This is a genomic window from Paracoccus mutanolyticus, from assembly GCF_003285265.1.
GTDB lineage: Bacteria > Pseudomonadota > Alphaproteobacteria > Rhodobacterales > Rhodobacteraceae > Paracoccus > Paracoccus yeei.
The window spans coordinates 470756-492795 of the sequence record NZ_CP030239.1 but is presented as its reverse complement, the minus strand read 5'-3'; the positions used below and the strand labels follow the sequence as shown (position 1 = coordinate 492795).

23 protein-coding genes and 2 pseudogenes are annotated in these 22040 nt (G+C 67.2%); 16 read left to right on the top strand and 9 right to left on the bottom strand.

Translation table 11 applies throughout. The features are described from left to right. The 5 genes from DPM13_RS02790 to DPM13_RS02770 form a co-directional block, all read right to left on the bottom strand. Positions 1–1209 (bottom strand): acetyl-CoA C-acetyltransferase, encoded by a 1209-nt coding sequence (locus DPM13_RS02790; protein WP_112887417.1) that lies wholly within the window; start codon positions 1207–1209, stop codon positions 1–3. Continuing rightward, positions 1206–1847, bottom strand: coding sequence for a glutathione S-transferase family protein (locus DPM13_RS02785; protein WP_112887416.1), 642 nt, complete (start codon positions 1845–1847; stop codon positions 1206–1208). The genes DPM13_RS02790 and DPM13_RS02785 overlap by 4 nt, the downstream gene beginning before the upstream one ends. Before the next feature lie 280 nt (positions 1848–2127). After that, positions 2128–3906, bottom strand: a complete 1779-nt coding sequence (locus DPM13_RS02780; RefSeq protein WP_112887415.1) for an acyl-CoA dehydrogenase C-terminal domain-containing protein — start codon at positions 3904–3906, stop codon at positions 2128–2130. 37 nt (positions 3907–3943) lie between these two features. Continuing rightward, complete coding sequence (locus tag DPM13_RS02775) at positions 3944–4318, bottom strand: MerR family transcriptional regulator (RefSeq protein ID WP_112887414.1); 375 nt, start codon at positions 4316–4318, stop codon at positions 3944–3946. A gap of 84 nt (positions 4319–4402) precedes the next feature. Then, the gene (locus tag DPM13_RS02770; protein WP_028717877.1) at positions 4403–4801 is read right to left on the bottom strand and encodes a MerR family transcriptional regulator; all 399 of its coding nucleotides are present in this window, start codon (positions 4799–4801) and stop codon (positions 4403–4405) included. A gap of 130 nt (positions 4802–4931) precedes the next feature. On the opposite strand from DPM13_RS02770, the gene DPM13_RS02765 reads away from it, so the two are divergent. Beyond that, entirely contained in the window at positions 4932–5372 is a 441-nt protein-coding gene (locus DPM13_RS02765; RefSeq protein ID WP_112887413.1) for a PaaI family thioesterase, read from the top strand. After that, positions 5373–5876, top strand: coding sequence for a PaaI family thioesterase (locus DPM13_RS02760; protein ID WP_112887412.1), 504 nt, complete (start codon positions 5373–5375; stop codon positions 5874–5876). A gap of 7 nt (positions 5877–5883) precedes the next feature. On the opposite strand, the gene DPM13_RS02755 is transcribed toward DPM13_RS02760, so the two are convergent. The 3 genes from DPM13_RS02755 to purC form a co-directional block, all read right to left on the bottom strand. Beyond that, complete coding sequence (locus DPM13_RS02755) at positions 5884–6759, bottom strand: LysR family transcriptional regulator (protein ID WP_028717874.1); 876 nt, start codon at positions 6757–6759, stop codon at positions 5884–5886. Between the two features lie 77 nt (positions 6760–6836). Next, positions 6837–7088 (bottom strand): phosphoribosylformylglycinamidine synthase subunit PurS, encoded by a 252-nt coding sequence (gene purS, locus DPM13_RS02750; RefSeq protein ID WP_112887411.1) that lies wholly within the window; start codon positions 7086–7088, stop codon positions 6837–6839. Between the two features lie 10 nt (positions 7089–7098). Continuing rightward, the gene (gene purC / locus DPM13_RS02745) at positions 7099–7863 is read right to left on the bottom strand and encodes a phosphoribosylaminoimidazolesuccinocarboxamide synthase (RefSeq protein ID WP_028716635.1); all 765 of its coding nucleotides are present in this window, start codon (positions 7861–7863) and stop codon (positions 7099–7101) included. Positions 7864–8009: 146 nt separating this feature from the next. On the opposite strand from purC, the gene DPM13_RS02740 reads away from it, so the two are divergent. From DPM13_RS02740 to DPM13_RS02705, 8 genes are all read left to right on the top strand, one after another. Then, positions 8010–8324 (top strand): DUF1476 domain-containing protein, encoded by a 315-nt coding sequence (locus DPM13_RS02740; protein WP_028717872.1) that lies wholly within the window; start codon positions 8010–8012, stop codon positions 8322–8324. A 148-nt stretch (positions 8325–8472) separates the two neighbouring features. After that, positions 8473–8952: a formate dehydrogenase subunit gamma gene (locus tag DPM13_RS02735; RefSeq protein WP_112887410.1), complete on the top strand. Its 480-nt coding sequence runs from the start codon at positions 8473–8475 to the stop codon at positions 8950–8952. Next, complete coding sequence (locus DPM13_RS02730; RefSeq protein WP_112887409.1) at positions 8949–10475, top strand: NADH-ubiquinone oxidoreductase-F iron-sulfur binding region domain-containing protein; 1527 nt, start codon at positions 8949–8951, stop codon at positions 10473–10475. The genes DPM13_RS02735 and DPM13_RS02730 overlap by 4 nt, the downstream gene beginning before the upstream one ends. Further along, positions 10472–13351, top strand: coding sequence for a formate dehydrogenase subunit alpha (gene fdhF, locus DPM13_RS02725; RefSeq protein WP_112887408.1), 2880 nt, complete (start codon positions 10472–10474; stop codon positions 13349–13351). Before DPM13_RS02730 ends, fdhF begins: the two co-directional genes overlap by 4 nt. A 1-nt stretch (position 13352) precedes the next feature. Next, entirely contained in the window at positions 13353–14153 is an 801-nt protein-coding gene (gene fdhD / locus DPM13_RS02720) for a formate dehydrogenase accessory sulfurtransferase FdhD (RefSeq protein WP_112887407.1), read from the top strand. A 3-nt stretch (positions 14154–14156) separates the two neighbouring features. Then, a complete protein-coding gene (locus tag DPM13_RS02715; protein ID WP_028717867.1) occupies positions 14157–14387 on the top strand; it encodes a formate dehydrogenase subunit delta in 231 nt (76 codons plus the stop codon). Between the two features lie 44 nt (positions 14388–14431). Next, entirely contained in the window at positions 14432–16249 is a 1818-nt protein-coding gene (locus tag DPM13_RS02710) for a ribonuclease R family protein (RefSeq protein ID WP_189654822.1), read from the top strand. 116 nt (positions 16250–16365) lie between these two features. Continuing rightward, entirely contained in the window at positions 16366–16668 is a 303-nt protein-coding gene (locus DPM13_RS02705) for a hypothetical protein (RefSeq protein ID WP_145963301.1), read from the top strand. 221 nt (positions 16669–16889) lie between these two features. On the opposite strand, the gene DPM13_RS02700 is transcribed toward DPM13_RS02705, so the two are convergent. Then, positions 16890–18488, bottom strand: coding sequence for a phosphoenolpyruvate carboxykinase (locus tag DPM13_RS02700; protein WP_028717865.1), 1599 nt, complete (start codon positions 18486–18488; stop codon positions 16890–16892). A gap of 213 nt (positions 18489–18701) precedes the next feature. On the opposite strand from DPM13_RS02700, the gene DPM13_RS02695 reads away from it, so the two are divergent. The 6 genes and pseudogenes from DPM13_RS02695 (at position 18702) to DPM13_RS02670 (ending at position 22027) form a co-directional block, all read left to right on the top strand. After that, a complete protein-coding gene (locus DPM13_RS02695) occupies positions 18702–19142 on the top strand; it encodes an HPr kinase/phosphorylase (RefSeq protein WP_223252305.1) in 441 nt (146 codons plus the stop codon). A 70-nt stretch (positions 19143–19212) separates the two neighbouring features. Then, positions 19213–20166 (top strand): RNase adapter RapZ, encoded by a 954-nt coding sequence (gene rapZ, locus DPM13_RS02690; protein ID WP_189654821.1) that lies wholly within the window; start codon positions 19213–19215, stop codon positions 20164–20166. A gap of 18 nt (positions 20167–20184) precedes the next feature. After that, positions 20185–20608, top strand: a pseudogene (locus tag DPM13_RS02685) (PTS sugar transporter subunit IIA). Next, on the top strand, positions 20605–20895 hold the full coding sequence (locus DPM13_RS02680; RefSeq protein ID WP_112887404.1) for an HPr family phosphocarrier protein: 291 nt from the start codon (positions 20605–20607) through the stop codon (positions 20893–20895). The pseudogene DPM13_RS02685 and the gene DPM13_RS02680 overlap by 4 nt, the downstream one beginning before the upstream one ends. Positions 20896–20904: 9 nt before the next feature. Then, on the top strand, positions 20905–21513 hold the full coding sequence (locus DPM13_RS02675) for a TetR/AcrR family transcriptional regulator (RefSeq protein ID WP_112887403.1): 609 nt from the start codon (positions 20905–20907) through the stop codon (positions 21511–21513). A 119-nt stretch (positions 21514–21632) separates the two neighbouring features. After that, positions 21633–22027, top strand: a pseudogene (locus tag DPM13_RS02670) (DUF2852 domain-containing protein). Positions 22028–22040: the final 13 nt, after the last annotated feature.

Below are 22040 nucleotides of genomic sequence, written 5' to 3'. Positions count from 1 at the left end.
TCACACCCGCTCGATGATCGTGGCCGCGCCCATGCCGGAGGCGATGCAGAGCGTCGCCAGGCCGACTGTCTTGTCCTGCCGCTCGAGTTCGTCGAGCAGCGTGCCGATGATGATCGCGCCGGTTGCGCCCAGCGGATGACCCATGGCAATGGCGCCGCCGTTCACGTTGACGATGCCGGGGTCGACCTGGAACGCCTGCATGAAGCGCAGGACGACCGAGGCGAAGGCCTCGATCACCTCGATGAGGTCGATGTCGCTGATCGACATGCCGTGTCGCGCAGGATCTTTTGGTGACGTGGACCGGGCCTGCAGCATGATGGTCGGGTCGGTGCCGATCTTGGCGGTGGCGCGAATGCGGGCGCGGGGCGTCAGCCCGTGGGCCTTGCCGAATTCCGCGTCGCCGATCAGCACCGCCGCCGCCCCGTCCACGATGCCGGAGCTGTTTCCGGCATGGTGGATGTGGTCGATGGCGGGCAGGTGCGGGTATTTCAGCAGCGCCACCTTGTCGAAACCGGGCATCGACTCGCCCATGTCCTTGAAGGCGGGCTTCAGTCTGGCCAGATCCTCCAGCGTCGTGCCGGGGCGCAGGTATTCGTCGCGCTCGAGGATGGTCAGCCCGTTCTGGTCCAGAACCGGGACGATGGATTTCGCAAAGCGGTCCTCGGCCCAGGCCTGCGCGGCGCGGCGCTGGCTTTCGACGGCCAGCTTGTCGGCATCCTCGCGGGTGAAACCGTATTCGGTGGCGATGATGTCGGCGCTGATGCCCTGGGGCACGAAATAGGTCGGAAAGGTCAGGCTCGGGTCGACCGCGATGGCAGCGCCGTCGCTGCCCATGGCGACGCGGCCCATCATCTCGACGCCCCCTGCGATATAGGCAGACCCGGCGCCGGCGCGCACCTGGTTCGCGGCCAGGTTCACCGCCTCCATGCCGCTGGCGCAGAAGCGGTTGATCGAAAGGCCGGGGATCGATTCGTCCAGGTCCGAGGCCAGCACGGCCGAGCGGGCAAGGCAGCCGCCCTGTTCCTTGACCTGGGTGACATTGCCCCAGATCACGTCCTCGACCGCGTGGCCTTCCAGGCCGTTGCGGGCCTTCACCGCGTTCAGAAGCCGCGCCGACAGCGCAACCGAGGTGACCTCGTGCAGGCTGCCATCGGGACGGCCCTTGCCGCGCGGCGTGCGGGCGGTGTCATAGATGAATGCGTCGGTCATGCGTCCTCCTTCGCGGCCCGGTCCGAAGGGTTGCCGGGCATCAGGTCATAGGGGTGTTTCCAGCCCGGCAGCGCCTGGATGCGCGCCAGCCAGCCGTCGACATGGGGCCAGTCGGCCCGTTCGAAGCCGAAGGGCTCGGGATAGAAAAGATATGAGCAGCAGGAGAGATCGGCGATGGTCGCGCTTTCGCCCGCAAGCCAGTTGCGGGTGGCAAGATGCCCGTCCAGCGTCTTCAGCGCCGCCCGCGCCCGCCCCTGCATCCAGCCGATCACCTCGGCAGGGCGCTTTTCGGGCGCCAGGAAGTTCATCAGGAAGCGCAGCGTTCCGAATTGTGCCGAACCCTTGTGGTTGTCCCAGAACAGCCAGCGCAGGATCTCGTCTCGGTCGCCTTCCATGAAGCGTCCGGTCCGCCGGGCCAGGTGCAGCAAGATGACGCCGGACTGGGTCAGGGTGCGGCCATCCTCGACAAGGACCGGCGCCTCGGCCATCTCGTTCAGGGCACGGTAATCGGGGCTGCGCGTGGCACCCCCGAAGAAGTCCACGAAGACCGGCTGCCAGGGATAGCCGGTCAGCTGCATCATCAACGCCACCTTGTAGGAGTGGCCGGATTCTCCGAAACAGTGAAGCTGGGCGGTCATCGCGGGATCCTTTTCTGCGGCACTATCGCGGCTTGAGGCGCCGCATGGGTATTTAGACAACAAGGAAGACGTTAGCGCATTCTTAACCTTCGAAGCATATTCATGGTCTTGCGGTACAGGCTGGGGAGCCGATGACCGCCAACGAGGAAGCCGCCCCGATCATCTGGCGACAACCTGTCCCGCCTGAACAGCGGGGGTGGTCGGGGCGCACACCTCGCGGGCTTCCTTGTTGTTCAAATACCCATGCGACCTTTCCTTCTCGCGTGCCCGCCGGGGCCTTTCAGAACAGCGCCGCGTCCAGTGCCATCACGGGCCTGGCGCCCGAGCGGATGCGCGCCAGGTGCATCGCCGTCGCCGGCAGCTGGCGGGCCATGTAGTAGCGCCCCGTGGCAAGCTTGGCATGATAGAAGTCCTGCTCGGTCCGGCCCTCGGCCAGGGCCGCCCGGGCGGCCGCCGCCATGCGCAGCCACATCAGACCCAACGCCACATGGCCGAACAGGTGCATGAAGTCATAGGAGCCCGCCAGCGCCGCGTCGGGATCCTTCATGCCTTGCTCCATGAAGAACATGGCTGCCGCCTGCAGGTCCTTGGAGGCGGCCTTCAGCGGCTCGCAGAAGCTGGCGCGCAGGTCGTCGTCGCCCTCATGCACCTTGATGTCGGCCTTGACCGCTTCGAAGAAGGCCATGATCGGGCGGCCGCCCTCGGCCGCCAGCTTGCGGCCGACCAGGTCCAGCGCCTGGACGCCGCTCGCGCCTTCGTAGATCATGGCGATGCGGGTGTCGCGGACGAACTGGGACATGCCCTGTTCCTCGATATAGCCATGGCCGCCAAAGACCTGCTGCGCCTGCACTGCCGTCTCGAACCCCTTGTCGGTCAGGAAGCCCTTGACCACCGGGGTCAGCAACGACACCAGCCCTTCGGCCTCGGCGTCCTGCGCGCGGTGGCTCCGGTCGATCAGGCTGGCGCACCAGGTGGCCAGGGCGCGGGCGCCCTCGACGAAGCTTTTCTGGTCCATCAGGTTGCGGCGGATGTCGGGATGCACGATCAGCGGATCGGCCGGCCCCGAGGGATTGGCCTCGGCTGTCGCGGCGCGGCCCTGCAGCCGGTCCCGGGCATAGGCGGCGGCGGCCTGATAGGCGGCCTCGGCCACGGCATAGCCCTGCAGGCCGACGCCGATCCGTGCCTCGTTCATCATGGTGAACATGGCCTTCATGCCCTTGTGAAGCTCGCCCAGCAGCCAGCCCTGCGCACCGTCATAGTTCATGACGCAGGTGGCATTGCCGTGGATGCCCATCTTTTCCTCGATCTTGCCGACCGAAAGCGCGTTGCGCTCGCCCAGGCTGCCGTCCGGGTTCACCAGGAACTTGGGCACGATGAACAGCGAGATGCCGCGCGTGCCTTCGCCCCCGCCGGGCGCCTTGGCCAGGACCAGATGGATGACGTTCTCTGCCATGTCGTGATCGCCGGCCGAGATGAAGATCTTCTGCCCCGTGATCCGGTAGCTGCCATCCGCCTGCGGCTCGGCCCTGGTGCGCAGCAGGCCCAGGTCGGTGCCGGCATGGGGTTCGGTCAGGTTCATGGTGCCGGTCCATTCGCAGCTGACCATGCGGGGCAGGTAGGTCGCCTTCTGCTGCTCGGTGCCGTGGACGTGGATCGCCGAATAGGCGCCATGGGTCAGGCCCTGGTACATGGCGAAGGCCATGTTCGCGCCGCTGAAGAATTCGCCCGCCGAGAGGCCCATGACATAGGGCATGCCCTGGCCACCGTATTCGGGATCGCAGTCGAGGGCCGTCCACCCGCCTTTGCGCATCGCGTCGAAGGCGGCCTTGAACCCCTCTGGCGTACGCACGACGCCGTTTTCCAGCCGGCAGCCCTGACGGTCGCCCACCGCGTTCAGCGGCGCCAGGACCTCGGCTGCCAGCTTGCCCGCCGCCTCCAGCACGGCCTGGGTGAAGTCGCGGTCCAGGTCTTCGTAGCCCGGGACGGGCTGCGCCGAGACGTTCAGCACGTCATGCAGCACGAACTGGATATCGCGCACGGGGGCGGTATAGGTCGTCATGGTTCCTCCGGGACGTCGGGCCGTCAGGCGCCGGATTTCAGGTTTGCCAGCCGGTCTCGCCCTGGGCGATCTGCTGGCGCAATTCCTCGATGGCCCCGGCCAGGTCGCGGTGCTGGCGCTCCATGTCGGCCAGCCGTTCGCGCGCCGTCACAAGCGTGGCCCGGGTCTGGGTCACGTTGCGTTCGGCCGGGTCGTACAGTTCAAGAAGCTGGCGGATCTGTTCCAGCGAAAAGCCGAAGCGCTTGCCGCGCAGGATCAGCGTCAGCCGGGCGCGGTCGCGCCGGGAATACAGCCGGTGCTGCCCCTGGCGCTGGGGAAAGATCAGCTCGCGCGATTCGTAGAAGCGCAACGTGCGCGGGGTCACGTCATAGGCGTCGCACATCTGGCGGATGGTCAGCAGATCGTCGCCCATGGCTGTCCTTTCCCGTCCTCCTCGCTGGCACTCCCAAGGCGGAATATAGGGCAAGTTGACGTTCGCGTAAGGGACGACGTCGCGTCAGCCCTGGCTGCCGTCCTGGGGCATGTCGCGCAGCAGCGCCGCGGTCTCGTCCTTAAGTGCGCGCAGGTCGGCGATGGCCTGGTCGATCTCGTCGCGCTGCTGGGCCAGCACCTCGAGCTGGCGCGTCGCCAGGTCGATCCAGACGCGATACTGTTCGCGCGTGCCCTTTTCGCCATAGATCAGCAGCCACTGCCGGATGTCCTCCAGCGAAAAGCCGAAGCGCCGGCCGCGCAGGATCAGCTTCATCCGGGCGATCTCGCGCGGGCCGTAAAAGCGCGAACGGCCTTCCTTGCGCGGGCTCAGAAGCTCGATGTATTCATAGTATCGCAGGGTGCGGGGGGTCACGTCGAACCGGGCGCACATCTCCTTGAAACTGATGAATTCGCTGTCAGCCATGCAATGAACCTGTTCAAAGTCGATAAAGCCTAACGTGGCGTCGCATCAAACTCAACCGTCGGCGCGGCGCCGCCTCTTGTGACACAACCCCATGGCCGTTAGCCTGTTCCCACCACAAGCGGAGGGCAGGATGCTTGAGCCAGAGGACGCCGGCGCCGACCAGCGCCGACGCATCGCGCGCCAGTTCATCGAGGCGATCCCCCATGCCCGGGCGCTGGGGATGCGGCTTGACGACCTGGGGCCGGGCCGGGCGGAAATCAGCCTGCCCTGGAACGCCGATCTGGTGGGCGATCCGCGCAGCGGCGTGATCCATGGCGGCGTGATCTCGACCCTGATGGACACCTGCAGCGGCGCAGCCGTGATGGCGCACCCGGACGGGCCGCCCGCCACCGCCACCATCGACCTGCGGATCGACTACATGCGGCCGGCGACGCCGCGCCAAGGCATCACCGCGCGGGCCGAATGCTATCACGTCACGCGCTCGGTCGCCTTCGTGCGCGCCTGGGCCACGGACGACGACGACAGCCGGCCTGTGGCTTCGGCCACCGGCGCCTTCACCTTCGAGCGCTAGATGACGGATCGCAACGAACCCCTGGCCGCGATCAAGTCGCGGCGCAACGCCACGCTCAGCGCGCTGTTTGCGGGCGTGCCCTATATCCGCTGGCTGAGCATCCAGTTCGACCGCCGGGGGGACGAACTGACGGCCATCCTGCCCTTCGACGGCAAGCTGATCGGCAATCCCATGCTGCCCGCGCTGCACGGCGGCGTGACGGCCGCCTTCCTCGAGGTCGCGGCCATCGTCGAGCTGACCTGGAGCGCGATCTGGGAGGACATGGAGGCCGGCCGCATCGCCCCCGATCCCGCGCGCCCCGAGACGATGCCCCATCTGCCCAAGACCATCGACTTCACGGTGGACTACCTGCGCCCGGGCCTGCCGCGCGACGCCTATGCGCGGGCGCGGGTGGTGCGCTCGGGGCGGCGCTACGCCAGCGTCCAGGTCGAGGCCTGGCAGGACCAGCGCGCGCGCCTGTTCGCGCAGGCCACGGGCCATTTCCTGATGCCGCAGGACGACTGAGCCCGGATCAGGCGGCGTCCTCGGGCGCGCTGCGCCCGGCATTGCGGATCAGCGCCTCGACCAGCGGCGGGTGGGGCTCGCGCCGTGCGGTGACCAGCCCGACCATATGGCCCTCGCCGCTGAGGTCTCGGGCCGAAACGCCCTGCGGCAGAGGCAGGCCGCGCGCCAGGCTGCGCGGCAGGATCGCGGCCCAGTCGCCGGTCGCCACATGCGACAGGATCGCCAGCATCGAGGTCGATTCGACCCGCGGCATGGCATCGGCCCCGGCCTCGACCAGATGGCGCGTGACGATGCGGCGGTTCTGCATGTCGGGGGTCAGCAGGCACAGCGGGCGCCGCGCCGCCTCGGCCCAGCCGACCGGGCCCCTGTCCTCGTCGCGCGAAATCAGGCAATAGGTCTCGCGGTACAGCGGCAGGACCTGCACCCGGCCCAGGGGCTCGCTGTCCAGATAGGTCACGCCCGCGTCCAGTTCCAGCGCCTCGATCTGGTCGCGGATCTCGTCCGAGGAGCGCGACAGGATCGACACGCCCGCGTTCGGATGGCGCTTGAGAAAGGGGCCGGTCAGTTCGGCGATGCGCGGCATGGCGGTCGGGATCACCCCCAGCCGCAGCAGGCCCGACACGCCGCGCCGCCGCGCTTCCATCTCGGATTGCATGGCGCGGGCGTCGCCGACGATGCGCCGGGCCCAGTCCAGCACGCGCTCACCCTCGGGCGTCAGCCCCTGATAGCGCGAGCCGCGCCGCACCAGCTGCACGCCCAGCTGCTCCTCCAGCGCCTTGATGGCGGATGACAGGCTGGGCTGGGTGATCCCCAGCGCCTCGGCGGCCCGGCCGAAATGCTCTTCGCGCGCCAGCACCATGAACATGGACAGCTTGTCGATCACGGACAGCCCTCCCGTTCTTCTTTCTTGGACAAATATCCCGCGGGGGTCCGGGGGCGCGAAGCCCCCGGCGCAGCGGTTCAGACGATCTCGACCGCGTATTTCTCGATCACGGTGTTGGCCAGCAGGCCTTCGCACATGCGGGCGACCTCGGCCCGTGCCGCCTCGGCATTGCCCGACGCAAGCTCGGGGGCCAGGTCCAGCTCGATCACCTTGCCCTGGCGCACGCCCGCGACGCCGGAAAAGCCCAGGCCCCCCAGCGCATGGCGGATCGCCTCGCCCTGCGGGTCCAGGACGCCGTCCTTCAGCATGATGGTCACACGGGCTTTCATGGCAGGCCTTTCAGTTGATCAGCGTGGGCTTGGTCAGCGAGGTGGTGTTGGCGGGCATCAGGCCCAGCCGGCGCGCCACCTCGGTATAGGCGTCGGTCAGGCTGCCCAGGTCGCGGCGGAACACGTCCTTGTCCAGCTTCTGGCCGGTCTTGACGTCCCACAGCCGGCAGGAATCCGGGCTGATCTCGTCGGCGACGACCAGGCGCATGAAATCGCCGTCCCAGATGCGCCCCACCTCGATCTTGAAGTCGATCAGCTTGATGCCGACGCCGAAGAACACGCCCGACAGGAAGTCGTTCACGCGCAGCGCCAGCGACACGATGTCGTCCAGGTCCTGCTGGGATGCCCAGCCGAAGGCGATGATGTACTCCTCGGACACGAAGGGATCGCCCAGTTCGTCGTTCTTGAAGCTGTATTCGACGATCGGCCGGGGCAGGGGGGTGCCTTCCTCCATGCCCAGGCGCTTGGCGATCGAGCCGGCGGCGAAGTTGCGCACGATCACCTCCAGCGGGATGATCTCGACCTGGCGCACCAGCTGCTCGCGCATGTTGATGCGGCGGATGAAGTGGTTCGGCACGCCGATGTTGGTCAGCCCGGTCATGAAGAACTCGGACAGGCGGTTGTTCAGCACGCCCTTGCCCTCGATGGTCGCCTTTTTCTGCGCGTTGAAGGCGGTGGCATCGTCCTTGAAGTACTGGATCAGGGTACCCGGCTCGGTGCCTTCGTACAGGATCTTGGCCTTGCCCTCGTAGATCTTCTTGCGCCTTGGTGCCATGCTGCGCGTTCTCCCGTCCGCAAGGTAACCGTTCTTTCTTGGCCTATAGGCCAGAAACGGGGTCCGGGGCAATACGGGGTTGCGATGCCGCCCCGCCCGGTCCTATCCTGATCCCAGGACCACAAGCCGTCATGCCGGAGAGCTTCATGACCACTTTCGACGATCGCGAACGTTCCTACGAGGCGAAGTTTGCCCGGGATGCCGAACTGAACTTCAAGGCAGAGGCGCGGCGCAACCGTCTTTTGGGCGAATGGGCCGCTGGCGTGCTGGGCAAGACCGGGGACGAGGCGCGGGCCTATGCGCTGACGGTCGTGACCTCGGACTTCGCCGAGCCGGGCGACGAGGACGTGTTCCGCAAGCTGGCCGCCGACCTGGAAGGCAAGGTGGACGAACCGGCGATCCGCGCCAAGATGGCCGAATTGCGGCTGACCGCGCGCCAGCAGATCCTGCACGAAACCTGACCCTTCGACAGCGCCCCGGTCTTGGCCGGGGCATTTTTCCATGCGGCTTGATAGATAACATCAATCATGGAACGGTATATTGCGATTGTTTCGGCTATCGTTGCCGCCTAATCTGGCCGGAAACGAATGAGCCCGGATCGACCCAGCCATGACCGCCACAGCGCCTTCCGCTGATTTTCTTGAACGCCTCGACCAGATCCTGGTGGCCCACCAGGGCCGCGAAGGGCCGCTGCTGCCCATCCTGCACGACATCCAGGCCGAATGGGGCTATGTCCCCGAAGATGCGCAGCCGGTCATCGCCGAGGCGCTTGGACTGACCCGGGCCGAGGTGCATGGCGTCGTCAGCTTCTACCACGATTTCCGCGACCACCCCTCGGGGCGGCATGTGCTGCGGCTGTGCCGGGCTGAGGCCTGCCAGTCCATGGGCGCCGATGCGCTGGCCGACCAGGTGCGGGCCGCGCTGGGGATCGACTTTCACGAAACCACGCCGGACGGGCGGCTGACGCTGGAGCCGGTGTTCTGCCTGGGGCTTTGCGCCTGCGCGCCCTCGGCCCAGATGGGCGAGAGGCTGCTGGGCCGGGCCACGCTGGCCAAGGTCACGCGGATGGTGGCGGAGGCGGGCGCATGAGGGTCTGGGTTCCTCTGGACGCCGCCGCCAAGGCGCTGGGTGCCGACGCGGTCGCAGCCGCGCTGGCGCAGGATTTCACCGTCACCCGCAACGGCACGCGCGGCATGATCTGGCTTGAGCCGCTGGTCGAGGTCGAGCGCGACGGCCTGCGTTACGGCTATGGCCCGGTCGAGGCGGAGGACGTGCCGGGGCTGGTCGCGGCGCTGCGCGACGGCACCGACCATCCGCTGGCGCTGGGTCCGGTCGAGGAACTGCCCTGGATGAAGGCCCAGGCGCGGCTGACCTTCGCGCGTGTCGGCGTCATCGACCCGCTGTCGGTCGAGGAGTATCAGGCGCATGGCGGGCTTGACGGCCTTCGCGACGCCATCGGCATGGGCCCCGAGGCCATCGTGGCCGAGGTCAGCGAATCCGGCCTGCGCGGGCGTGGCGGCGCGGGTTTCCCGACCGGCATCAAGTGGAAGACGGTGGCCGGCGCGCCTGCGGCCCGGAAATACATCGTCTGCAACGCCGACGAAGGCGACAGCGGCAGTTTCGCCGACCGCATGATCATGGAGGGCGACCCGCTGGTCCTGGTCGAGGGCATGGCCATCGCCGGCATCGCGGTCGGCGCGGTCCAGGGCTATGTCTACTGCCGCAGCGAATACCCCGACAGCATCCGCGTGCTGGAGGCGGCCATCGGCAAGGCCCGGCAGGCCGGCATCCTGGGCCAGTCGGTGCTGGGCTCGGGCCATGCCTTCGACATGGAGGTGCGCGTCGGCGCCGGCGCCTATGTCTGCGGCGAGGAAACCAGCCTGCTGAACAGCCTGGAAGGCAAGCGCGGCACCGTGCGCGCCAAGCCCCCCATTCCGGCGCTGGAAGGGTTCCTGGGCCGTCCGACGGTCGTCAACAACCTGATTTCGCTGGCGACGGTGCCCTGGATCCTGGCGCATGGCGGGGCGGAGTATGCGAAGCTCGGCATCGGCCGGTCCAAGGGCACGATCCCGATCCAGCTGTCGGGCAATGTCAGGCACGGCGGGTTGTTCGAGGCGCCCTTCGGCATGACGCTGCGCCAGATCATCGAGGAGATCGGCGGCGGCACCGCCAGCGGCCGGCCGGTCAAGGCGGCGCAGGTTGGCGGCCCCTTGGGCGCATACGTCCCGCATTGGAATTTCGACGTGCCCTTCGGCTATGAGGAACTGGGCGCCAAGGATGCGCTGCTGGGCCACGCCGGCATCACCGTCTTCGACGACAGCGCCGACATGCTGAAGCTCGCGCGCTTTGCCATGGAGTTCTGCGCGGTCGAGTCCTGCGGCAAATGCACGCCCTGCCGCATCGGCTCGGTGCGCGGGGTGGAAACCATCGACCGCATCGCATCGGGCGATCAGGACGGCATCCCCATCCTCAAGGACCTGTGCAATACGATGAAATGGGGCTCGCTGTGCGCCTTGGGGGGCTTTGCGCCCTTCCCGGTCATGTCCGCCCTGACCCATTTCCCCGACGAATTCAGCGGGCGCAGCGAACCCCGTAAGGAGGCCGCAGAATGAAGGACTTCATCATCCCCAGCCGCGATATGGGCACCCCGGCGGTCAGGTCCGATGTCACGGTGAACCTGCTGGTCGACGGCATCCCGGTTTCCGTTCCGGCCGGCACCAGCGTCATGCGCGCCGCCGCGGTGGCCGGGATCTCGGTCCCGAAGCTTTGTGCGACGGATCACGTCAGCGCCTTTGGCTCGTGCCGGCTGTGCGTCGTGCAGATCGAAGGCATGCGCGGCACGCCGGCGTCCTGCACGACCCCGGTGGCCGAGGGTATGGTCGTCCATACCCAGACCGACGAAATCGCCACCATCCGCAAGGGCGTGATGGAGCTTTACATCTCGGACCATCCGCTGGACTGCCTGACCTGCGCGGCGAATGGCGATTGCGAGCTGCAGGACATGGCCGGCGCCGTGGGCCTGCGCGAGGTCCGCTATGAGCCGGGCAAGAACCATTTCGCCCGGCGCACGGCCGAGGGGCCGAACCCCGAATACCGGCCCAAGGACCAGTCGAACCCCTATTTCACCTTCGACCCTGCGAAATGCATCGTCTGTTCGCGCTGCGTGCGTGCCTGCGAAGAGGTGCAGGGCACCTTCGCCCTGACCATCGAGGGGCGCGGTTTCGACAGCCGCGTTTCGGCGGGGATGGAGTCCGACAGCTTCCTCAGCTCGGACTGCGTGTCCTGCGGCGCCTGCGTGCAGGTCTGCCCGACCGCCACGCTGATCGAGAACAAGGTGATCGAGATCGGCACGCCCGAGCATATCGTCAAGACCACCTGCGCCTATTGCGGCGTCGGCTGTTCCTTTGACGTGCATATGCGCGGCGAAGAGGTCGTGCGCATGGTGCCGTCGATGGACGGCAAGGCCAACCGCGGCCATTCCTGCGTCAAGGGCCGTTTCGCCTGGGGCTATGCCACGCACCAGGACCGCAAGCTGGAACCGATGATCCGCGACAAGATCACCGATCCCTGGCGTGTGGTGTCGTGGGACGAGGCGCTGGGTTTCGCCGCCGACCGGCTGCACCGGGCGCAGGCCGATCATGGCCGCGACAGCATCGGCGTCATCACCTCGTCGCGCTGCACCAACGAGGAAACCTATCTGGTCCAGAAGCTCGCCCGCGCGGTCTTTGGCAACAACAACACCGACACCTGTGCGCGCGTCTGCCATTCGCCGACCGGCTACGGGCTGAAGACCGCCTTCGGCACCTCGGCCGGGACGCATGACTTCGACTCGGTCGAGGAAACCGACCTGGCGCTGGTCATCGGCGCGAACCCGACCGACGGGCATCCGGTGTTCGGCTCGCGCCTGCGCAAGCGGCTGCGCCAGGGCGCCGGGCTGATCGTGATCGACCCGCGCGAGATCGACCTGCTGCACACGCCGCACATGGGCCCAGGCCTGCATCTGCCGCTGCGCCCGGGCACGAACGTCGCCGTCGTCACCTCGCTGGCCCATGTGATCGTGGCCGAGAAGCTCTATGACGAGGCGTTCATCCGCGCGAAATGCGACTGGGACGAATTCCTGGCCTATGCCGAATTCGTGCTGGACCCCAAGCATTCCCCCGAGGAGGTCGAGAAGCTTTCGAAGGTTCCGGCCGAACTGATCCGCAAGGCGGCCCGCGCCTATGCGGCGGCGCCCCGCGCCAGCATCTATTACGGGCTGGGCGTGACCGAACATTCGCAGGGCTCGACCACGGTCATGGCCATCGCCAACCTTGCGATGATGTGCGGCAACATCGGCGTGCCGGGCACCGGCGTGAACCCGCTGCGCGGCCAGAACAACGTGCAGGGCTCCTGCGACATGGGCAGCTTCCCGCACGAATATCCGGGCTACCGGCATGTCTCGGACCCAGAAACGCGGGCGCTTTACCAGCGCGTCTGGGGGGTGGAGCTGTCGCCCGAACCGGGGCTGCGCATCCCGAACATGTTTGACGAGGCCCTGGCCGGCCGCTTCCGTGGGCTTTACTGCCAGGGCGAGGATATCGTGCAGTCCGACCCGGACACCCGCCATGTCACCAGCGCGCTTTCGGCGATGGACATCGTCATCGTCCACGACCTGTTCCTGAACGAGACCTCGAACTACGCCCATGTCTTCCTGCCGGGCTCGTCCTTCCTGGAAAAGGACGGCACCTTCACCAATGCGGAGCGCCGCATCAACCTGGTGAACCGGGCGATGACGCCCAAGAACGGGTACGAGGACTGGCAGATCACCCAGATGCTGGCCAACCGCCTGGGCGGGAACTGGAGCTATCAGCACCCGTGCGAGATCATGGCGGAAATCGCCCTGACCACGCCCAGCTTTGCCGGCGTGACCTATGACCTGCTGGAGCGCGAGGGCTCGGTGCAATGGCCCTGCAACGAGGCGGCGCCCCTGGGCACGCCCCTGATGCACATCGACGGCTTCGTGCGCGGCAAGGGCAAGTTCATCCACACCGAATATGTCGCGACCGAGGAACGCACCGGCGCCCGCTTCCCGCTGCTGCTGACGACGGGGCGGATCCTGTCGCAGTACAACGTCGGCGCCCAGACCCGGCGCACCGACAACGTCGCTTGGCACCCCGAGGATATCCTGGAGATCCACCCCTCGGACGCCGAGAACCGGGGCGTGCGCGAAGGGGATTGGGTGCGGGTCGCCTCGCGTTCTGGCGACACGACGCTGCGCGTCCATATCACCGAACGGGTGGCGCCGGGCGTGGTCTATACCACCTTCCATCATCCGACGACCCAGGCCAATGTGGTGACCACGGACAATTCCGACTGGGCCACCAACTGTCCCGAATTCAAGGTGACGGCCGTGCAGGTCAGCCCCTCGAACGGCCCGTCGGACTGGCAAGAGGAGTATCGGGCCCATTCCGACCTGTCGCGCCGCATCCTGCCCCAAGCCGCCGAGTGACATGCGCGACGGCAGCGGTGTCATGCGTTGGGACGGGGGCGGCTGGCATCACGCCGCGCCCCCGCCCAGCCCTCAGGAAACGCCGGTCTCCATCGTCATCGACGGCATGAGCCAGGCGGTGCTGATGGCGACGCCGCATGACCTGCGCGATTTCGCCTTGGGCTTTGCCTTGACCGAGGGGCTGGTCGCCAGCCCCGCCGATGTGCTGGACTTCGAAGAGGCCGAGGTCGAGGCCGGCGGCTTTTCCGCGCGCGAGGCGCGGCTCTGGCTGCGCCCCGGCCTGGCTGCCGGCCTGGCGGAGCGCCGCCGCAGCATGGTCGGCCCGGTCGGCTGCGGCCTCTGCGGCGTCGACAGCATCGCAGCGGCCTTGCCGGCCGTGGTGCCCGTCGAAAGCCGCTGGACCATGCCGCCGGAAGATGTGGCCCGCGCCATGGCCGGCCTGGACCGGGGCCAGGCCCTGCGCCGCGACACGCCGGCGATCCACGGCGCCGCCTTCTGGGACGGCCGCGCGGCCCTGGTGCGCGAGGATGTCGGCCGCCACAATGCGCTGGACAAGCTGGCCGGCGCGCTTGCCGCCAGCGGAACCGATCCGGGGCAGGGGGCCATTGTCATGTCCTCGCGCCTGTCGGTCGATCTGGTGCAAAAGGCCGCCCGCATCGGGGCGCCGGTCCTGATCGGTGCCAGCGCCCCCACCGGCCTTGCCCTGCAATGGGCCGATCGCGCTGGCCTGACCCTGATCGCCCGCGCGCGGGGCGACAGTTTCGACCTTTACACCCATCCCCACCGCATCGCCGGACCCTGACACATGCATTACGACACGACAAAGCTGATCCGCATGGCCAAGCAGATGGCCGATTTCTTTCGCAACCAGCCCGACCGCCCGGCGGCCCAGGCGGTGGCGGCGCATATCAACGACAACTGGGCGCCGGTGATGCGGCGCGATTTCGTGGCCCTGATCCGCTCGGGCGCCGAGGCCGATCCGATCGTGCGCGAAGCCGCGGACCTGGTACGCCTGCCCGCCACCGACGCGGCCTGATTTTGCCCCTGCCGCGCCGCCGGGGGCCGTGCTAGCCTGACCGCATGGCACAGCTACCGTCCCGACAACAGATTCTCGACTGGGTTGCGGCCCATCCCGACGCCACCGCCAAGCGCGACATCGCCAAGGCCTTCGGCATCAAGGGGGCCGAGCGCATCGAACTCAAGCGCCTGCTGAAGGAGCTTGAGGGCGAGGGCGTTCTGGAGCGCCGCCGCCGCCATTATCACGACGCCGAAAAGCTGCCGCCGGTGACGGTGGTGCAACTGCTGCCGCCCGACAAGGATGGCGACATCTTTGCGCGTCCGATGGAATGGCAGGGCGACGGGCCGATGCCGCGCATCCTTTACGCGGCGCTGAGATCCGATCCCGCCCTGGCACCCGGCGACCGTATCCTGGCCCGGCTGATCGAGACGCGGGGCGAGGATCACGATTATCAGGCCCGGCTGATCCGCCGCATCGGCACGGTCAGCCACCGGGTCGTCGGCATCTTTCGTGCCGGCGCCAGCCCCGAGGCCGGCGGCCGCATCCTGCCTATCGACAAGGGCAGCGACAAGGAATGGTCGGTCCCCGCGCGCGAGGTGCATGGCGCCCGGAACGGCGAACTGGTCGAGGCCGAGCAGATCGGCCCGCGCGGCCGCCTGGGCCTGCCGACGGCCCGGATCGTCGAACGGCTGGGCGACCCCTCGGCCCCGCGCGCGGTCAGCCTGATCGCCATCCACCAGCACGGGATCCCCGACGATTTCCCCGACGCGGTGATTGCCGAAGCCGATGCCCAGACGCCCGCGACCATGAAGGGACGCGAGGACCTGCGCCACCTGCCGCTTGTCACCATCGACCCCTCGGACGCGCGCGACCACGACGATGCCGTGGCGGCCGAAATCCGCGACGACGGCGGCGCCGACATCTGGGTCGCCATCGCCGATGTGGCGCATTACGTCCGCCCCGGCAGCGCGCTGGACCGCGAGGCGCGGCAGCGCGGCAATTCGACCTATTTCCCCGACCGGGTGGTGCCGATGCTGCCCGACATCCTGTCAGGCGATCTTTGTTCCCTGCACGAAGGCGTGGACCGGCCGGTGATCGCCGTCCGGATGCGGCTCGACGCTCAGGGCAACAAGGTCAGCCACACGTTCCACCGCGCCATGATGCATTCGGCGGCAAGCCTCAGCTATGAACAGGCCCAGGCGGCGGCGGACGACAACCCGGATCAGGCGACGGCACCCCTGATCGACAGCGTGATCCGCCCGCTGTGGCACGCCTATAGCTTGCTGAAGGCCGCGCGTGCCCGCCGCCAGCCGCTGGAACTGGACCTGCCCGAACGCAAGATCATCCTGACCCCCGACGGGCGGGTGAAATCGGTCAATTTTCGCGAGCGCTTCGACGCCCACCGCCTGATCGAGGAATTCATGGTGCTGGCGAACGTCGCTGCCGCCGAGGAACTGGAGCGCCTGCGCCGGCCGCTACTCTATCGCGTGCACGAAGAGCCGACGCTGGAAAAGCTGGACGCCCTGCGCGAGGTGGCCGAGGCGTCGCGCTTTACGCTGGCCAAGGGGCAGGTCCTGCAGACGCGCCATCTGATCCGGCTGCTGGAACAGGCCGAGGGTTCGGATTTCGACGAACTGATCAACATGACCGCGCTGCGTTCCATGCAGCAGGCCTATTATCACCCGGAAAACTACGGCCATTTCGGACTGGCGCTGCGATCCTACGCGCATTTCACCTCGCCCATCCGCCGCTATTCCGACCTGATCGTCCATCGTGCGCTGATTACCGGCCACAAATGGGGCGACGACGGGTTGTCGCAATGGGATATCGAGAACCTGTCCGAAACCGCCAAGCAGATTTCCGAGACCGAGCGGCGCTAGATGGCGGCGGAACGCGCCGCCACCGCCCGCTCCCTGGCTCCCTTCGATGCCTGCGATCAGGAGACCGGCCGCGTCTCGTCGCAATCGCTCGTGCGCTACAAGACCAACGACTACTGGTGCTGCCGATCCGCGAGACGGGCGCGAATATTTCCATTACGACCCGGGCGCAGGTGCTGATGGGCTCGGAAACCGGGCTGGAGATCGGCATCGGCCAGCGCGTCACCGTGCGCCTGTCCGAAGCCGTGCCGCTGACCGGCGGCCTGATGCTGGAACTGCTCGAGGTCGAGGGTCGGCCGCTGCCGCAGGGCTCGGGCATGCGCGGCAGGGGCAAGGGCCCGATGCGCAAGCGCGCCACGCAAGCGCGCCTGGCCGAGGTCAAGCGGGCGCAAAAGCGTCGCCGGGTGCGGCGCGACAGGTAAAGGGGGCTTCGCCCCCGCGCGTTCCGCGCTCCCCCAGGGTATTTGGAAAACAGTGAAAGACGGGGCAGGAGTCCGGGCCTGCTTTCGTGCTTCTTTCGTGTTCAAATATCCTGCGGGGGAGTCAGCCGCAGGCTGACGGGGGCGCAAAGCCCCCGGCGGCGGTGACGCAAGAAAAAGGGCGGCCCAGCGGACCGCCCCCTCAATCCGGCGCGCCTTGGGGATCAGCCGATGGCGGCCGCTTTCACGTCGTCGTCGATCTTGTCGGCGTACTGGGCGAAGTTGTCGCTGAACATGCCGACCAGCTTCTGCGCCTGGGCGTCATAGGCCGAGGCGTCGGCCCAGGTCTGGCGCGGGTCCAGCAGTGTGTCGTCGACGCCGGGAACCGAGACGGGAACCTCGAAGCCGAAGTTCGGGTCCTTGCGGAACTGGGCATCGTTCAGCGAACCGTCCAGCGCGGCGGTCAGCAGGGCGCGGGTCGCCTTGATCGGCATCCGCTTGCCGGTGCCAAAGGCGCCGCCGGTCCAGCCGGTGTTGACCAGCCAGCAGGTCGCGCCGGTCTGGGCGATCTTTTCCTGCAGAAGCTTGCCGTAGACTTCGGGCCGGCGCGGCATGAAGGGTGCGCCGAAGCAGGTCGAGAAGGTGGGGGTCGGCTCGACCACGCCCACCTCGGTGCCCGGGGTCTTGGAGGTGAAGCCCGACAGGAAGTGATACATCGCCTGCGCCGGAGTCAGCCGCGCGATCGGGGGCAGCACGCCATAGGCATCGCAGGTCAGCATGATGACGTTCTTCGGCATGCCGCCCAGCGAGGTTTCGGAGGCGTTCGAGATCTGCTCCAGCGGATAGGCGCAGCGCATGTTGTCGGTGATCGAGTTGTCCTCGAAGTCCAGTTCCAGCGTCTCGGGGTCATAGACCATGTTCTCGACCACGGTGCCGAACTTGAAGCAGGTGGCGTAGATTTCCGGCTCGGCCTCGGCCGACAGGTTGATGGTCTTGGCGTAGCAGCCGCCCTCGAAATTGAAGATGCCGTGATCCGACCAGCCGTGTTCGTCATCGCCGATCAGCGTGCGCGAGGGATCGGCCGACAGCGTGGTCTTGCCGGTGCCCGACAGGCCGAAGAAGATCGCGGCGTCGTCCGGGTTGCCGATGGCGTGGTTGGCCGAGCAGTGCATCGGCATCACGCCCTTTTCCGGCAGGATGTAGTTCAGCAGGGTAAAGACCGACTTCTTGTTCTCGCCGGCATAGGCGGTGTTGCCGATCAGGATCAGCTTCTTCTCGAAGTTCAGGGCGATCACGGTTTCAGACCGGCAGCCGTGGCGTTCCGGGTCGGCCTTGAAGCTGGGGCAGTTGATGATGGTGAATTCGGGAACGAAATCAGCCAGTTCGGCGGCATCGGGACGGCGCAGCAGGTGGCGGATGAAAAGCCCGTGCCAGGCCAGTTCGGTCACCACGCGCACGTCAAGGCGCAGCGCCGGATCGGCGCCGCCGAACAGGTCCTGGACGAAGTATTCCTTGCCCTTCATGTGGTCCAGCATGTCCGCGTAAAGCCGGTCGAACGCCTCGGGCGCCATCGGCTTGTTGTTTTCCCACCAGATCGAGTCCTCGACCCCCGGGGTGCGGACCACGTGCTTGTCCTTGGGCGAGCGGCCGGTATGCGACCCGGTCGACACCAGGAAGCTGCCGCCCAGGCCCAGCTTGCCCTCGCCGCGCGCGATGGCCGCCTCGATCAGGGCGGGTTCAAGCAGGTTGTAGTGGACCGTGCCAAGCCCCGAGATCCCTTGATCGTCGAGACGGCAATTCGGATTGACGCGCGGTTCGGACATGGACTGTAAGCTCCTGATGATCGCCGGGCCGGGATCGCCCGGCCGTTGAGCCGTGCTATAGCATGGCGGAAGCATGACGAAAGCGCACTTATGGTCAGGTTTAGCGCAACCAGGGGATGTTATCGCCAACATTTGCCTAATCGCTAGCTTACGCGCCTGCGCCCGCGCCAAAACCCGTCGCTTTGACCAGGGAAACAGGGAAGGTTTCAGCCGATGGATGATCAACCCGTCATCATGTTGCATGCGTCCTGCGTGGCCTTCCAGGGGCGGGGGCTGCTGATCCTGGGGGCCTCGGGTGCAGGCAAGTCCGGCCTTGCGCTTGAAATGATGGCATTCGGTTGCGCGCTTGTGGCCGATGACCGGGTGCTGGTGCGGCGCGAATCGGACCGGATCCTGGCCGATTGCCCGCCTGCCATCCTGGGCCGGATCGAGGCGCGGGGCGTGGGCATCCTGTCCGCCGACCCTGCCGGACCCGTTCCTCTGGCCCTGGCCGTGGACCTGGACCAGGACGAGCCCGACCGCCTGCCCGTTCACAGAAAACTTGATCTGGCCGGCCTGCACCTTCCCCTTGTGCTGGGCCGGGGGCGTGTTCATCTTGCACCAGTACTGTTGCAATATCTCAAGTCTGGCCGCTGGGACCGGGATCGGCCTTGACCGCGGCCTCCTGTCGCACCCCCAATGGAGCCCAGACCCGCGCCCCCCCTTCGTGTTGACGATGATCCGCATGACCAACGACACCAAGCCGCAGGACCCGACGCAAAGACTGGTCCTTGTCACCGGCCCTTCGGGGGCGGGGCGCTCGACGGCGATCAACGTGCTCGAAGATCTGGGCTATGAGGCGATCGACAACCTGCCGCTGTCGCTGATCCCGCGCCTGCTGGACGGACCGGCGCGGCCGACGCCGCTGGCGCTGGGGCTCGACGTGCGCAACCGTGACTTTTCCGTCGCAAGCGTGATCGAACTGGTCGACCGGCTGACCCGGTTGCCGGATTATGAACCCGTCCTGCTGTTTCTGGACTGCGCGACCGAGCAGCTTTTGCGACGGTTCAATGAAACCCGCCGCCGTCATCCGCTGCGCGGCGAAGGCGCCCCCCTTGACGCCATCCTGGCCGAGCGCGAGATCCTGGCGCCGCTGCGGGCGCGGGCCGACGTGCTGGTCGATACCTCGGACCTGTCGCCGCACGATCTCAAGGCCGAACTCGCCCGCTGGTTCGACACCGAGCCGGGGCGCCGGCTGACCGTCTCGGTCCAGTCGTTTTCCTATAAACGCGGGGCGCCACGCGGGGTCGACATGATGTTCGACTGCCGCTTCCTGGCCAACCCGCATTGGGAGCCGGCGCTTCGCCCGCTGGATGGTCGCGACGGCCCGGTGCAGGACTATGTCGCCCGCGATCCGCGATTCGCCGAGTTTTTCGACAGGGTGCGCGATCTTGTGCTTTTCGCGCTGCCCGCCCATCTTGAGGAGGGCAAGGCCCATCTGGTGATCGGTTTCGGCTGCACCGGCGGGCAACATCGTTCCGTCACAATGGCGGAAAAAATGGCAGACGCGCTTGCGAAAGCAGGCTGGCAAGTGTCAATTAGGCATAGGGAACTTGAACGCCGTGACAAGGCGCCGGCACCTGCGGATGAAGGTTTGGCAACAGCCTCCCGCCCGGTGATAGCGTCGATGCATGGCTGACGCTTCGTGGTGGGAAAGTTGATCGGAATTGTCATCGTGGCTCATGGCGGTCTTGCGCGGGAATATCTCTCGGCTGTCGAACATGTCGTGGGTCCGCAATCGGGGATTCGCGCCGTCACCATCGAGGAGAATCATGACCGCGGCGAAAAGCAGGCCGAAATCTGCGCCGCGGCCGATTCCGTCGATACCGGGGACGGCGTTGTCGTGGTCACGGACCTGTTCGGGGGCTCGCCCTCAACCTGTCGCTGATGGCCTGTCATGCGGCAACCGCTCGATCCTTTATGGCGCGAACCTGCCGATGTTGGTCAAGCTGGCCAAGTCGCGCAAGCTGTCGGTGGCGGATGCGGTATCGCTTGCCAAGGATGCCGGGCGAAAATACATCAACAGCTACGACGTTCTGCCCGCCGACATCATCCCCGTTCCCAGCCGCGCCGTCTCATGAATGACACCAGCATCGGTCCCGTGATCCTGGACCTGCCGATCATCAACGAAAAGGGCCTGCACGCGCGGGCCAGCGCCAAGTTCGTCGAGACGGTCGAGCGTTTCGAGGCGACGGCCACCGTCGAAAAGGACGGCATCAGCGTGTCGGGCGATTCCATCATGGGGCTTCTGATGCTGACCGCGCCGCGTGGCAGCACCATCCGCGTCACCACCGAAGGGACGCAGGCCCGCCAGTTGGCCGAGGCGCTGCGCATGCTTGTCGGGGACTATTTCGGCGAAGGCATGTAAGCTGCGCCCGTGACCCGCAGCTCGTATCATCACGGCAATCTGCGCCATGCCCTGGTCGAGGCGACCGTCCGTCTGTTCGAGGAGAAGGGCCCGCAGGCCTTCACCCTGGCCGAGGCCGCCCGGCTGGCCGGGGTCAGCGCCGCGGCGCCCTATCGCCATTTCGCCGGCCGCGACGAGTTGCTGGAAGAAGTCGCCCGCCAGGGGTTCGAGGAGTTCGCCGAGCGGCTCGAGGCGGCCCTGGCGGTGGGGCGGACCAGCCCGCTCGCGGCCTTTCTGAACATGGGGCGGGCCTATCTGCGCTTTGCGGCGGAACGGCGCGGGTTCTATATCGCGATGTTCGAATCCGGCATCTCGATCACCGGCAATGCCGCGCTGACGCAGGCCGCCGACCGGGCCCGCGGTGTGCTGGTCACCGCCGCCGAGGCCTTGTTCCAGCGCAGCGCCGCGCCCCGTCCCCCGGCGGGCATGGTCGCCGATCACATCTGGGCGCTCAGCCATGGCGTGGTCGAGCTGTTCGGCCGGGGCAAGCCCGGCGGCCGCTCGCCCATTTCGGCCGAGGACATGCTGGAAAGCGGCGCGCTGATCTATCTGCGCGGACTGGGCGTCATTCCCGACTGAATTTTTTGGCCGGCGCATATTGACGCCGGGCCTGGGCGCTCCATCTATGTAAATGTGATTAACATTCACATACAGGGGGAATGCCCATGAACACGAATATCGTCCCGCAACCGTCCGTCATGGACCGGATCGGCCTTGCCCTGGCCGGGGTCCGGGACTGGCTGGACGACCGCGGCAAGCCCGCCTGGATCTTTGCCATGATCCTGGGCTTTGTCTTTTGCTGGCCCGTGGGGCTGGCCATCCTTGGCTACATGATCTGGAGCAAGCGCATGTTTTCCTGCCGCCATACCCGCCATGACCGCTAGCGGCAGCGCACCGCCGCATGGGCCGTCACCCGGGCGCGCCGACCGGCAACGCCGCCTTCGACGCCTATCGCGACGATACGCTGAAGCGGCTTGAGGACGAGCACCGCGAGTTCCTGGACTTCCTGCAAAAGCTGCGCGAAGCCCGCGACAAGGCCGAGTTCGACCAGTTCATGGCCGGCCGGGGCGAGCCGCGCGAACCGCAGGCCTGACGCCTCGCAAGGG

What these genes read in the sequence shown, in the direction of transcription:
- fdhD (WP_112887407.1), top strand. Translation starts at nt 13,353, where the DNA reads ATGCGCGACGGCAGCGGTGTCATGCGTTGGGACGGGGGCGGCTGGCAT.
- purS (WP_112887411.1), bottom strand. Translation starts at nt 7,088, where the DNA reads ATGAAAGCCCGTGTGACCATCATGCTGAAGGACGGCGTCCTGGACCCG.
- fdhF (WP_112887408.1), top strand. Translation starts at nt 10,472, where the DNA reads ATGAAGGACTTCATCATCCCCAGCCGCGATATGGGCACCCCGGCGGTC.
- DPM13_RS02710 (WP_189654822.1), top strand. Translation starts at nt 14,432, where the DNA reads ATGGCACAGCTACCGTCCCGACAACAGATTCTCGACTGGGTTGCGGCC.
- DPM13_RS02765 (WP_112887413.1), top strand. Translation starts at nt 4,932, where the DNA reads ATGCTTGAGCCAGAGGACGCCGGCGCCGACCAGCGCCGACGCATCGCG.
- rapZ (WP_189654821.1), top strand. Translation starts at nt 19,213, where the DNA reads ATGACCAACGACACCAAGCCGCAGGACCCGACGCAAAGACTGGTCCTT.
- purC (WP_028716635.1), bottom strand. Translation starts at nt 7,863, where the DNA reads ATGGCACCAAGGCGCAAGAAGATCTACGAGGGCAAGGCCAAGATCCTG.
- DPM13_RS02700 (WP_028717865.1), bottom strand. Translation starts at nt 18,488, where the DNA reads ATGTCCGAACCGCGCGTCAATCCGAATTGCCGTCTCGACGATCAAGGG.
- DPM13_RS02680 (WP_112887404.1), top strand. Translation starts at nt 20,605, where the DNA reads ATGAATGACACCAGCATCGGTCCCGTGATCCTGGACCTGCCGATCATC.
- DPM13_RS02715 (WP_028717867.1), top strand. Translation starts at nt 14,157, where the DNA reads ATGCATTACGACACGACAAAGCTGATCCGCATGGCCAAGCAGATGGCC.
- DPM13_RS02770 (WP_028717877.1), bottom strand. Translation starts at nt 4,801, where the DNA reads ATGGCTGACAGCGAATTCATCAGTTTCAAGGAGATGTGCGCCCGGTTC.
- DPM13_RS02730 (WP_112887409.1), top strand. Translation starts at nt 8,949, where the DNA reads ATGAGGGTCTGGGTTCCTCTGGACGCCGCCGCCAAGGCGCTGGGTGCC.
- DPM13_RS02760 (WP_112887412.1), top strand. Translation starts at nt 5,373, where the DNA reads ATGACGGATCGCAACGAACCCCTGGCCGCGATCAAGTCGCGGCGCAAC.
- DPM13_RS02790 (WP_112887417.1), bottom strand. Translation starts at nt 1,209, where the DNA reads ATGACCGACGCATTCATCTATGACACCGCCCGCACGCCGCGCGGCAAG.
- DPM13_RS02775 (WP_112887414.1), bottom strand. Translation starts at nt 4,318, where the DNA reads ATGGGCGACGATCTGCTGACCATCCGCCAGATGTGCGACGCCTATGAC.
- DPM13_RS02780 (WP_112887415.1), bottom strand. Translation starts at nt 3,906, where the DNA reads ATGACGACCTATACCGCCCCCGTGCGCGATATCCAGTTCGTGCTGCAT.
- DPM13_RS02785 (WP_112887416.1), bottom strand. Translation starts at nt 1,847, where the DNA reads ATGACCGCCCAGCTTCACTGTTTCGGAGAATCCGGCCACTCCTACAAG.
- DPM13_RS02735 (WP_112887410.1), top strand. Translation starts at nt 8,473, where the DNA reads ATGACCGCCACAGCGCCTTCCGCTGATTTTCTTGAACGCCTCGACCAG.
- DPM13_RS02740 (WP_028717872.1), top strand. Translation starts at nt 8,010, where the DNA reads ATGACCACTTTCGACGATCGCGAACGTTCCTACGAGGCGAAGTTTGCC.
- DPM13_RS02695 (WP_223252305.1), top strand. Translation starts at nt 18,702, where the DNA reads ATGGATGATCAACCCGTCATCATGTTGCATGCGTCCTGCGTGGCCTTC.